The following is an 11,959-nucleotide window of genomic DNA, read 5'->3' as shown; positions in this document are numbered from 1 at the left end:
GATTTCTTTTAATTAGTTTTTTAGGTAAATAAAACAGATAAAATTTTATTTAAAAATAAAGCTTGTTTTATTTTTTTTAATCTTTTCAAAACAGCTTCGTTAAAAGGATGTCTTGGCGGATCTTTTGGCTTATCTTTTGGATCATATAACATTCCGGTACACAAGCACATTTTATTTTCTTTACTTTGAAGAATCGGAAAGTTGGTACATGTTTTACACCCAGCCCAAAAACTTGGATCTGTTGTTAATTCCGAGAAAGGAACTGGTTTATAACCTAATTCAGAGTTAATTTTCATAACCGCCAAACCAGTTGTAATACCAAATATTTTAGCGTTTGGATATTTTTTCAGGGAATAATCAAAAACTTTTGATTTTATTTTTTTAGCCAAACCTAAGTTTCTGTAATCCGGATGCACGATTAAACCGGAGTGTGCCACGAATTTGCCGTGCTCCCAACTTTCGATATAACAAAAACCTGCGAATTTTTCGTCTACAAGAGCAATCATCGCATCTCCGTTAGACATTTTTTTCTGAATGTATTCAGGAGTCCTTTTAGCAATCCCTGTACCTCTTAACAAGGCAGATGATTCTATAGTATCGCAAATTTCCTGTGCGAATTTGAAGTGTTCTTCCTGAGTAACAACAATAGATATCTTCATTTCAGTAATTGAAGTTTAGCGTTAAATATTAAAACGTATTGTTTGATTTGAAATTCAAAAAACAAGCTAATAAAATCAAGCATAACAGAAGTAATACCTTCAAGATCAAAAAGTTGATTGAGGTCTTTTTTAAAAAAATAAATACTTTTGGTATGTGTTTGCCCGATGGACAACTTAAGTGATTTCAAAATAAAAATGAATATAATAAATACGCGACGAAAAACTCTTTGAATACTATATAGATAGCATCCGTACTTCGGGAGAAGTACCAGGTGAGATTGTCCGTGACAAAGAAGTTGTATGTAAACTTATTTTATTCATCGGTGCAAAAGTACACTATTTTTTTATTTACAAAACCATTTTTTTAAATTCTAACATTTTTTTAATGGAATGTTATTTTATAAAATAAAAAAAGTCCGATAGATTATCATAAACCTATCGGACTGAATTATTTAGAAATTTTATTTTAATTTTTAGTAAATGGAATTACTTGCCCATTACCCAAAATAATCATATCAAAAGCTGTTTTTGCTTCATTAAATTTAAATTTTAAACCCGATGCATTAGATATAAAAGTATCCTTTTCACCTGCTACAGGTTCTACCGTAAACTTAGGGAAGTTTGTAATTTCAACATTTAAAACACTATTCTTTTCAGTTAATTCGATCTTTAAAGGAGCATTTTTTGTAGAATAAAGCCCCAAATAACCATCCAGGATAATATCTTTTTCAACTTTTCCTTTTCCAGCCGTCCAAACATTATTACTTACGTTATTATCCGGAAAAACATGATCAGGATCTAAAGTTATACTTTCTATTTCCTCTGTAGAGTTATGTTTGAAAGACCAGTCTTTATTGCGCTGCCAAATTTCTACCGGCAAGTTAACTCTTGCCACTTTTCCGCTTTTTGTTTTTACATCCAGAACAATTGGCATTGGCATTTTGTCTAAATTTTCGACATTAATTATAACACCTTTTGCAGGGTCGTTTTTCACATATTTAATTGAATTAATTCCCTGATCAAAACGCCAGTTGTTTACGTACCAGCTTCTCCAGAACCAGCTTAAATCTTCACCGGCAATATTTTCCATAGATCTGAAAAAATCATCAGGCTGAGGGTGTTTGTAAGCCCATCGCTGGATATAAGTTCTAAATGCAGTATCAAAACGCTCTTTTCCTAAAATCTGTTCTCTCAAAATAATTAAACCTGCACTTGGTTTAAAATAACACAGCATCCCAATATTGGCTTCCTTCATATTGTCAGGAGAACTCATAATTGTTTCTAAGTCTGGTCTTGTAAAGGGCTCTGCCATTTCGTGTAAATCAGTAGGCTTTTCTTTATATTCACCATTATTAAATGCTTCAGTACTCAATGAATTTATAAAAGTATTGAAACCTTCATCCATCCATGCGAATAATCTTTCGTTTGAACCCACAATCATTGGAAACCAGATATGGCCAAACTCATGATCTGTAACTCCCCATAAATCCTGACCTTTTGATTTCCATCCACAGAAAACAATTCCCGGATACTCCATTCCTCCCTCATTTCCTGCGACGTTTGTAGCTGCAGGATAAGGGTATTCAAACCACTGTTTAGAATAATGCTCAATTGATGCTTTTACATACTCTGTAGAACGCCCATAACCGTCTTTACCTGAACTTTCAACAGGATAAGCCGATAGGGCCAACGCTTTTTTACCACTTGGAAGATTAATTTTTGCACCGTCTAAAATAAAGGCCGGGGATGAAGCCCATGAGAAATCGCGGGCATTTTTAATTTGATAATGCCATGTCTTTTCAGTATTTGCGTTGGTGGCGTTTGCTCCGGCTGCGACTTCTTCTGCAGAACGAATAACAACCGTTTTATCGCTTTGAGATGCTTCTTTATAGCGCTTAAATTGCTCCGCCGGCAAAACTTCTGCACCATTTAACAATTCACCTGATCCGACAACATAATGATTAGCCGGAACTGTAAGTTTGACATCAAAATCACCATATTCAAGATAAAACTCAGAAGCCCCAAGATATGGTGCTGTATTCCATCCTCTTACATCATCATACACACACATACGCGGATACCATTGTGCTATTGTGAATATTTTTCCGTTTTTGGTTTCCAATACTCCCATCCTGTCAGACCCTTCAAACGGGGCAATAAAGGAGAATTCAATTTTTATTTTTACAGAACCTCCCTTTGATGCTAATTCCTGTGGAAGAAAAATCTGCATTCTGGTATCTGTAATTATATATTTCGCTTCAGCCTCTGTTTTCTTCTTACCTCCTAAAGTTACTTTAACTGATTTTATTTTATTTCCTCCGTCAAAAATTTGACCCTGTGCTCCATTACGACTTCCTTTTAAAGGTACAACTGCATTTCCACGTGAGTCATTTTTGAATAAATTCTGATCTAAATTCAGCCATACGAAAGAAAGTTTATCCGGACTATTATTTGTGTATGTAATTTCATCGGTACCGACTATTTCATTTGTAGTCGCGTTTAATTTTGCCGTAATCTGATAATCTGCCCTGTTTTGCCAGTATTCAACACCTGGCTGCCCGTTTGCTGAACGGGTTGGTGTACCATTTTTTGTGTAAAAATGTGGTGCAAAGGCATCATGATAATTGTAATTATTAACTGGATTTCCTGCTGTTACCGGTGCTTGCTGAGCAGTAACAGAATAAATTCCTACAAACAAAGCCGTTATCAATAAGGCTTTAGCGAATTTTCTTTTCATATTTTATACCTGTTTATATAGCAAATTAATGAAAAAAAATACTATTCACAGAGAAAACTCAAAGCTTATATTCAATTTTAGCAAAATATTATTAAAAAAGTAATTTAAATCATTTCTCTGTAAATTAAAATTTATAAGAATTATATTTACATTATAAAGGTTTAATCTCACTTAAAAATATCATTTTGAATACAACGATCTCAAATAAAGCACTAAAAGCTTCTATAAAACATGCCGGAGCTGAATTATTTTCATTAACAAACGATCAAAATAAAGAATACATGTGGAATGGAGACCCTAATTATTGGCCGAAACATTCTCCTATACTTTTTCCAATTGTGGGAAGCTTAAAAAACGAAACTTATACATTTAATAAGAAAGACTATCGCTTACCAAGACATGGTTTTGCCCGTGATATGGAATTTCAATTAATTGAAAAAACAGAATCAGCTGCCACATTTTCTTTATCCTATGATGAAGGAACGCTTGAGAAATACCCTTTTAAGTTTGAATTGCAGATTGTTTACAAACTTGAAGGAAATAAACTGAATATTGCATACAAAGTAATCAATAAAGAAGCAACACAAATTCCTTTTTCTATTGGAGCCCATCCTGCCTTTGCCTTACCTGAAAATTTTTCAAACTACAGCATTGAATTTGAAAAAGAAGAAAAACTGGAATATTCACTTCTTGAAGATGGCTTAATTTCTAATACTAATGAGATTTTAGAATCTTCAAATAATACAGTTTCATTACATTATAAATTATTTGAAAATGATGCTTTGGTTTTTAAAACCTTAGAATCAAATTCTTTAACTATACTTGAAAACTCAAAACCATATATAAAAGTCGATTTTAAGGATTTTCCAAGTTTAGGAATCTGGACTAAAGAAAATGCTCCATTTATTTGTATTGAACCGTGGTTTGGTTATTCTGATACACTTGAAAAATCAGGAGATTTATTTAAAAAAGAAGGAATACTGATTCTTGAAGCAAAACAAAGTTTTAATACTTCATTCGATATAGAAATCTTTTAATTAAAACAATAAAAAACCCATTTTGAGATGAAACAAAATGGGTTTTTACTTTATATTGTGCATTGCGGATTATCTACTCCATTCTGAAATACTATCCTTGTTCATTTTTACATAATCCTGATTATTCGCCGCTTCTGCAGATGCTAAAGAAATTTTTGCTGTTTCAACTGCTCCCGCTTTATCACCTTGTCTAGCCTGAATTAATGATTTTAATCTTGTAAGATAATATGGTTTATCAGTGCTCAATTCTAATGCTTTATCTACATATTCTCTTGCAAGAATCATATTGCCATTTGACTGGAATAAATATTGGGATGCAGCATAATAATCATTCCATGTTGGGCCGGCCAAAGTTTTTTGAATACTCGCTGTAGCTAATTTGGCAGTAGGAACTTCAAATTTCAAGGCTATATGAGAGTTTTCCCATGCTATTTCCAAATATCCTGAATTTTGATCCAGATTATTAATTCCTATAGTAAAAGTTTCAACAGGAGTTGGCAATGCATCTTCTTTAACAGTTGTTCTTAGCGCCACATAAGCGTCGCTCCAATTTTCAGGCAATCCCCAGTTGTCTGTAGAAAGGTAAAAAATTACTTCCCAGCTTTCTATTTTTGGAATAGTATAAATTGCATATTTTCCTTTTTTTAATGTCTTACCATCAATAACAACGTCATCACCAAAATTGATTATTGTATTTTCATTTGCACCTGTTCTCCATAATTTTCCAAACGGAACCAGATTACCAAAAACAGCCCTGCCTCTGGCACCTGGTCTTGAATAGGTAACTTCAACATCTGTTAATCCAACGGTTTGTTTAATATACCCTTTTGGACTAGCCTGAGGTGTTCTTATTTGTGCTTCTGTAGCAAGAGGCGCTAAAATAACGGCTAAAGCAATAAGTAGTTTTTTCATTTTCTATAAGTCAATTTGTTTTTTTCAAAATTACGAATTCAAAAAAGGAGAAAAGTTAAATTTTACTTAATTCAAACACTTAACTGTGATATTTTGAAAGCATCTAACTCATTAAAGTGATTAATAATCATATCAGCTTCAGATAAATCCTGTCCTTCTGAATTCACACTTCGATACCCTACACAGAAAACACCTGCTCCTTTAGCTGCTTTTACTCCATTTTTACTGTCTTCTATTATGATACAATTTTCCTTTGGAGCAACAGATAAGGAAGCAGCATGCAGGAAAATGGCCGGATTTGGTTTGGATTGCGGAAAATCTTCACCACTCACAATAGCAGAAAAATACTGATGCAAATTAAATCGGGTAAAAACACGTTCAATAGTTACCTTTGAAGCGGATGAAGCTAAAATTAACTGAATTCCGTTAGCATACAAATTTTTTATTAAATCCTCAACACCTTCTAATAAATACAAATCTTCTTTGTTATCAAAAGCATCATTAAAAATATTTCTTTTTCTTTGGATCAAATCCTCAACACTATGTTGCAGTGCCGGGAAATATGTTTTTAAAGCCTGAAACGTATTTCGTGTTGAAAATCCTGTGAAGGAAGTGTACATTTCTTCGGAAACTTCAATATTTAATTCTGAAAATTGTTTGTAATAAGCATAACGATGAACGGGTTCTGTATCGACAATTACACCGTCCATATCAAAAATTACTGTTTTAACCATTTTATTAAGTTACTAAGGTTTTGAGATTCCAAGTATTTTGTTTTTTATCATAAACTTAGAATGTTAAGCATTAAACTATTCTTTTTTAAGCAAGTGACGTATTACGGTTTCAGCAGCGTGAAGTCCAAACAATCCCGGCATATAACTGTTTGTTCCGTAGAAAGATTTTTTAAAATTTTTACCGTCGGTTAATTTCAGGCTTTTTTCATTTTGTATTTCTGAAGAAAAAACAACTTTCAATTTGTTGATATTTGCAGCCTTTAATCGCTTACGGATTGCTTTAGAAAAGTAACAATTAATAGTTTTAGAAATATCAGAAACTTTAACTTTAGAAGCTAACATTTTTCCGCCAGCCCCCATACTGCTTATTATTTTTACTCTTTTGCGTTTCGCTGCAATAATCAAATTCAGTTTCGGCGTAATACTGTCAATGCAATCCAGAACATAATCAAATTCAGGAGAAACGATTTCAAAAGCACGTTCCGGTGATAAAAATTCCTGTACTCGTGTTAATTTTAGCTCAGGATTAATATCCATCAGGCGATCACCTACAATTTTAATTTTTGGTTCCCCAACAGTTGAATGCAAAGCAGGCAATTGTCTGTTTATATTTGTAATATCAACAACATCTCCGTCAACTATAGTCATATTGCCTACTCCTGCTCTAGCCAAAAATTCAGCTGCAAACGATCCTACCCCTCCTAAACCCACAACCAAAACATTGGAATTCTGCAGGTTATCTAATCCTTCTTTTGTAAATAAAAGCTCGGCTCTTTCTGTCCACTCTGCCATATACTTCTTTTGTTATTTTAATTTGTTTACTTCTTCGTTTCAGAATGATTGATTCTGAACACATCTTTATAATTATTTGAGATTACAGCTTGTAATTCTTGATTTTTTAATCCTTTATAATTTGAAGCTAATTCATAAACATCTTGGATATTTTCTTCAATTGTGTCTGTTTCCAAAAAAAAGCGATCATTTGGTATATTTTGAAAAACTGTTTTTAAATCCGGATTTCGTAATAAAAATTCCCCAAACGAAAGATAAAATCCTTCCTTAATAAGCTGATTCGCAATCTGATTATTCTTTGAAAAACCATGAATGATCATCGGAACCGAAATATTCAACTTTTTTTTCATTGAAATCACTTCCTGATATGCTGCAACACAATGAATAACTACTGGCTTTTTATATTTTTCTGCTAAAAACAACTGCTGCTCAAAAACACTAACCTGCTGCTCAAACGGAATTTCAATTCGCTTATCCAGACCGCACTCACCAATAGCCAGACAATTAAATTCTTTTAATTTTTCTTCAATAATTTTTAAATCGGCATCAATTCTGGCTTCAACAATGTACCATGGATGAATTCCAATAGAATAAAACGGAACTGAAACATCAAAATCCTGAGGATATTGATTCACCAACTCTAAAACATCAGGATTATTGGTAAACTGATGTGTATGAAGATTGAAAAATTTCATTAATGAAACGTTTTTAAACCAGCCTTAATGGCAATATTTAAATCATTTTCCAATGGAACAATTGGGCATGAATATTTATGATTATAAGCACAATAAGGATTATAAGATTGATTAAAGTCGATTTCAATCGTATTTCCTTTTGGAACTTCCAGGTCAATATATCTTCCTCCAATGTAACTCTCTTTTCCACATGTTAAATCTGAAAAAGGTAAAAACAAATAATTTTTATACTTATCTGATTTCGAGAGTTCCACATCCTGATAAACATTTAATTGTAATGCAACTCCATCAATTGTAAAGAAAACCGTTCCATATTTAATGTATTTCGGTTTTCTTGAAGTTGATGTTTTCATTTCAAATGCTTTTTCATTTTTAGCTTTTACCAATTTTGCGTTCACAAAATATTTACTGCTTATAGGATAAAAGTCAAGTGATTTAAATGTTTTCAAATCATTAGCCATTAATGGGCTAGTTTTCGCATCTGCATATTCCGCATTAATAGTTTTCTGAAATTTTTCAGCATTATTTTTATTGAATTTAACCTGACTATAAGTCCAATTAAATACCAATAATAAAATAAGTACACTATTTTTCATTATAGAAATTTTGCACAAAAATAGTTTAAAACAAACAAAGCAGCAACCGCTTCACGTTACAAAGTTTCCTAACTTTGTTGAAAACAACTTCTTTTATAATGTTAAAAAACGCTTTTCACCATTACATCAACAATTTCAGAGGATTTAGAAGAGAAATATGGATACTTGCCATTATTACTTTTATTAATCGTGCAGGCACAATGGTATTGCCTTTTTTATCAAAATATTTAAAAGAAGACCTTCATTTTACCTATAATCAGGTTGGGTGGATTATGGTCGCATTCGGATTCGGATCAATGCTGGGATCCTGGCTAGGAGGAAAATTATCCGATAAAATAGGATTTTATAAAATCATGATATTTAGTTTATTTACAACTGGAATTTCTCTATTTTTTATTCAATATATTACAAGCTTTTTCGGACTTTGTATAGGGATGTTTTGTTTAATGGCTATTGCAGATATGTTTAGACCTGCCATGTTTGTTTCACTAGGTGCCTATGCTAAACCCGAAAACAGGACAAGAGCTTTAACATTAGTTCGCTTAGCAGTAAATTTAGGTTTTGCTGCCGGTCCTGCTTTAGGAGGTCTGATTATCATGGGAATAGGATATCAGGGGCTTTTTTGGGTTGACGGACTTTCCTGTATCATTTCGATTTCAATCTTTGCTTTACTTGTAAAAGAAAAGAAAAAAGTGATATATGAAGATAAAGTTGAAAATTCGGCAGAAACAAAATCGGTTTTTAAAGACAGGATATTTTGGGTTTTCTTATTTGTGAGTTTTGTTACTGCTATGATCTTTTTCCAGCTTTTTACTACCTTACCACTATATCACAATGAGAAATTTGGTCTGACAGAATTTCAAACCGGTCTTTTAATGACCTTAAATGGCTTGCTGATTTTTGCATTAGAAATGCCTACTGTCGGATTTTTAGAAAGAAAAGCTTCACCAAAAATAAAAATCATTATATGGGGGTCTTTTATTATGTCACTAAGTTTTTTTCTATTATTAATTAACATTTGGGCAGGAATCCTCGTGATTAGCATGATTTGTATTTCGATAGGAGAAATCCTTGCTTTTCCTTTTTCTAATGCCTTCGCATTAAGTCGTGCTCCCCGAGGTCATGAAGGACAATATATGGCACTTTATACCATGAGTTTTAGTTTAGCTCATATCATCAGTTCAAAAGTGGGTTTTGAAATTATTACACGATTTGGATATCAGGTTAACTGGTTTTTCATGGCCAGTATTGGTATTGTCGCCACATTTTGCTGTTTATGGATTAAGAATGCCCTTATTTTAGAGAAAACTTCATAAAAACATTTCAAAGTACTATATTTCAATCTATTAAACTGAATTTGAAATAATATTTCTTCTTTAAAACTAAAGAAAAACTTCTTTTTTAGTTAAAATAACTATTTTTATAGTTGTGTAACTAAAAAAATAGTTGTAGGTTTGATTAAAATTAAAATACATGCAAAAGTTAACAAACAAAGAAGAAGAAATAATGCATATTTTATGGAAGCTGAAAAAAGCTTTCGTAAAAGAAGTACAGGCAGAAATCACCGAAGATCAGCCTCATTATAACACACTTTCAACAATTATTCGAAACCTGGAAGAAAAAGGTTTTGTCGGGCACAATGCCTTTGGAAATACGCATCAATATTATCCTGTGATAAGCCTTGAAGCATACAGCAAAAAATACATGAAAACTGCAATTGATAATTATTTCAACAGTTCTTATAAAAATATGGTTTCGTTTTTTGCCAAAGAAGAAAAAATATCTGCTACCGAATTACGTGAAATCTTAGCTATGATTGAAAATCCAAAAGAAGAAGAAAAATAATTATTTTATGGAAGCATTTTTCATTTATATCGCAAAATCATCCGGGTTGATTTTATTGTTTTATTTTGCCTATTATTTCTTATTACGCAAAGAAACTTTTTTTAACAGCAACAGATGGTTTTTAATGACTGGATTACCCACTTCACTAATTCTCCCTCTTTTAGTTTATAGAAAAATTGTATGGATTGATCCTATTCCTGTTTCAACAGTTGATTATCCACAAAGTTTTATCCCCCAAACTATTCCACAAGAATCATTTGAAATTAATTGGGATTACATATTTCTTTTTGTTTACTGCATTGGTTTTGTAGCACTCATAATAAAATTTGCTGCTGATTTCTATAGTTTAAATTCGGTCTTAAAGGGAAAAAAAATACAACAGCAGGCTGATTTTAAATTTGTTGATATATCTGAAAATATTGCTCCGTTCTCTTATTTTGATTACATCGTATACAACTCATCAATGTATACAGAAGCAGAATTAGAAAATATAATTGAGCATGAAAAAGTACACAGCGATCAAAATCACACTATTGATGTATTAGTTTCACGAGTGTTTTGTGTATTGTTTTGGTTCAACCCTGTCATTTGGTTATACAAAAAAGCCATTTTACAAAACCTCGAATTTATTGCCGATAACGAAGCTGCCAAAAAAATATCAGACAAAAAAGCGTATCAATATACACTTTTAAAAATAACAACACACGAAAGCTGTGTTGCGATCACCAATCATTTTTATCAATCATTAATCAAAAAACGAATTGTCATGTTAAACAAAAATCAATCAAAAAAAAGGAATTCATGGAAGTATTATGCAATACTGCCAGCTCTGGTAGCTTTTGTGTTTTTATTTCAAATTAAAACCATTGCACAAGAGAAAAAGGAAACCCAGGAAATTTCTAAAAAACCAAATTCTGTTCATATTTATAAAATTAAAAAAAATACAACCGATCAGGAATTAAAAGAATTTACTGAACAACTGAAAGAAAATCATGATGTAGATGTTGTGATATCTGATGTTAAAAGGAATACAAAAAATGAATTAACTGCTATTAAAGTTGATATTCAAAAAGGAACTGGTGAAGACCAAACCATTCAGATTGAAGGCAACGAACCAATTAAAAGCTGTGGAATTGTTGTTACAACAGAAAAAGGATCTAAAAAAATCAATGTCATTACGGATGGCGGTATGGACAAACCAATAGTTGTTGGTGACAATCTTATTTTGGATGAAAAAAGCAGTACCAAAATAAGTACAATAACGACCATAACACCACCTGCCCCACCTACTCCACCTTCATTTCCAACGGGATCAATGCCACAAGCTCCGGCATCAGATATGTCAAAAATGCCAAAACCTCCTGTTCCACCTACAAATCCAAAGGACAAAGTAGCTATGAGTAAGTTTGAAAAGGAAATGGCTGAATTTGAAAGAAAAATGGAAGCTTTTGAGCCAGACATGTCCGCTTATGAGAAACAAATCGAAGAAATCATGTCTAAACGTGAAGCTATTTTTGAAAAGGAAATGGAAAAATATGAAATCGCAATGGAAAAATTCTACGCTGACATGGAGAAATTTACCGAAGATATTCAAATAAAATATGGTAAAGATTCGAAGGAGTACGAAATAAATATGAAGCAATTTGAAAATAACATGAAGGTATTCGAGAAAAACATGAAACTTCACGAAAAAGAAATGAAAAAAATGGAGAAAGAAAGTCAAAAATCATAAAATCAACTTAACTAAAAACACAAAAAAGACTTTGCTATTAGCAAAGTCTTTTTTATATCTTTGAAAAAATTAAATAATTATGTTTAAAATATTAGCAAAAATAAACAAACTTCTTCTGCCTAGTTTTACAAAACAAGGTTTAGATTTAGCCAAAGCTAAAAAATGGCAATTAGCAATTATTGGTTATCGCGCATATGTTACAAAACGTGCTTTAAATTAA

At 32.1% G+C, this 11,959-nt stretch carries 12 protein-coding genes; 5 read left to right on the top strand and 7 right to left on the bottom strand.

Annotated elements, in window-relative coordinates; genetic code table 11:
* Positions 1 to 20: 20 nt before the first annotated feature.
* On the bottom strand, positions 21 to 659 hold the full coding sequence (locus tag OZP09_RS00165; protein ID WP_223678068.1) for a GNAT family N-acetyltransferase: 639 nt from the start codon (positions 657 to 659) through the stop codon (positions 21 to 23).
* A 466-nt stretch (positions 660 to 1,125) separates the two neighbouring features.
* Positions 1,126 to 3,396 (bottom strand): M1 family metallopeptidase, encoded by a 2,271-nt coding sequence (locus OZP09_RS00160; protein ID WP_281310052.1) that lies wholly within the window; start codon positions 3,394 to 3,396, stop codon positions 1,126 to 1,128.
* A gap of 185 nt (positions 3,397 to 3,581) precedes the next feature.
* On the opposite strand from OZP09_RS00160, the gene OZP09_RS00155 reads away from it, so the two are divergent.
* Positions 3,582 to 4,433 carry an aldose 1-epimerase family protein gene (locus tag OZP09_RS00155; RefSeq protein WP_269235870.1) on the top strand — a complete coding sequence of 284 codons (852 nt, stop codon included), beginning with the start codon at positions 3,582 to 3,584 and terminating at the stop codon, positions 4,431 to 4,433.
* Between the two features lie 69 nt (positions 4,434 to 4,502).
* On the opposite strand, the gene OZP09_RS00150 is transcribed toward OZP09_RS00155, so the two are convergent.
* The 5 genes from OZP09_RS00150 to OZP09_RS00130 all read right to left on the bottom strand — a co-directional run bounded on the left by OZP09_RS00150 (position 4,503) and on the right by OZP09_RS00130 (position 8,162).
* On the bottom strand, positions 4,503 to 5,345 hold the full coding sequence (locus OZP09_RS00150; protein WP_269235869.1) for a DUF2911 domain-containing protein: 843 nt from the start codon (positions 5,343 to 5,345) through the stop codon (positions 4,503 to 4,505).
* Positions 5,346 to 5,416: 71 nt separating this feature from the next.
* Entirely contained in the window at positions 5,417 to 6,079 is a 663-nt protein-coding gene (locus tag OZP09_RS00145; RefSeq protein ID WP_269235868.1) for an HAD family hydrolase, read from the bottom strand.
* A gap of 75 nt (positions 6,080 to 6,154) precedes the next feature.
* The gene (locus OZP09_RS00140; protein WP_269235867.1) at positions 6,155 to 6,871 is read right to left on the bottom strand and encodes a tRNA threonylcarbamoyladenosine dehydratase; all 717 of its coding nucleotides are present in this window, start codon (positions 6,869 to 6,871) and stop codon (positions 6,155 to 6,157) included.
* 26 nt (positions 6,872 to 6,897) lie between these two features.
* A complete protein-coding gene (locus OZP09_RS00135; RefSeq protein WP_281310051.1) occupies positions 6,898 to 7,566 on the bottom strand; it encodes a TatD family hydrolase in 669 nt (222 codons plus the stop codon).
* The gene (locus tag OZP09_RS00130; protein WP_269235866.1) at positions 7,566 to 8,162 is read right to left on the bottom strand and encodes a DUF1684 domain-containing protein; all 597 of its coding nucleotides are present in this window, start codon (positions 8,160 to 8,162) and stop codon (positions 7,566 to 7,568) included. Before OZP09_RS00130 ends, OZP09_RS00135 begins: the two co-directional genes overlap by 1 nt.
* A gap of 98 nt (positions 8,163 to 8,260) precedes the next feature.
* On the opposite strand from OZP09_RS00130, the gene OZP09_RS00125 reads away from it, so the two are divergent.
* The 4 genes from OZP09_RS00125 to OZP09_RS00110 all read left to right on the top strand — a co-directional run bounded on the left by OZP09_RS00125 (position 8,261) and on the right by OZP09_RS00110 (position 11,959).
* A complete protein-coding gene (locus OZP09_RS00125; RefSeq protein ID WP_281310050.1) occupies positions 8,261 to 9,478 on the top strand; it encodes an MDR family MFS transporter in 1,218 nt (405 codons plus the stop codon).
* A gap of 157 nt (positions 9,479 to 9,635) precedes the next feature.
* Entirely contained in the window at positions 9,636 to 10,007 is a 372-nt protein-coding gene (locus OZP09_RS00120) for a BlaI/MecI/CopY family transcriptional regulator (RefSeq protein ID WP_269235865.1), read from the top strand.
* A gap of 7 nt (positions 10,008 to 10,014) precedes the next feature.
* On the top strand, positions 10,015 to 11,739 hold the full coding sequence (locus OZP09_RS00115) for a M56 family metallopeptidase (RefSeq protein ID WP_281310049.1): 1,725 nt from the start codon (positions 10,015 to 10,017) through the stop codon (positions 11,737 to 11,739).
* A gap of 79 nt (positions 11,740 to 11,818) precedes the next feature.
* Positions 11,819 to 11,959: an SsrA-binding protein gene (locus OZP09_RS00110; RefSeq protein WP_223678055.1), complete on the top strand. Its 141-nt coding sequence runs from the start codon at positions 11,819 to 11,821 to the stop codon at positions 11,957 to 11,959.

This window comes from Flavobacterium flavigenum (assembly GCF_027111255.2).
Taxonomy (GTDB): domain Bacteria; phylum Bacteroidota; class Bacteroidia; order Flavobacteriales; family Flavobacteriaceae; genus Flavobacterium; species Flavobacterium flavigenum.
This window is presented reverse-complemented; position numbering and strand designations above follow the sequence as displayed.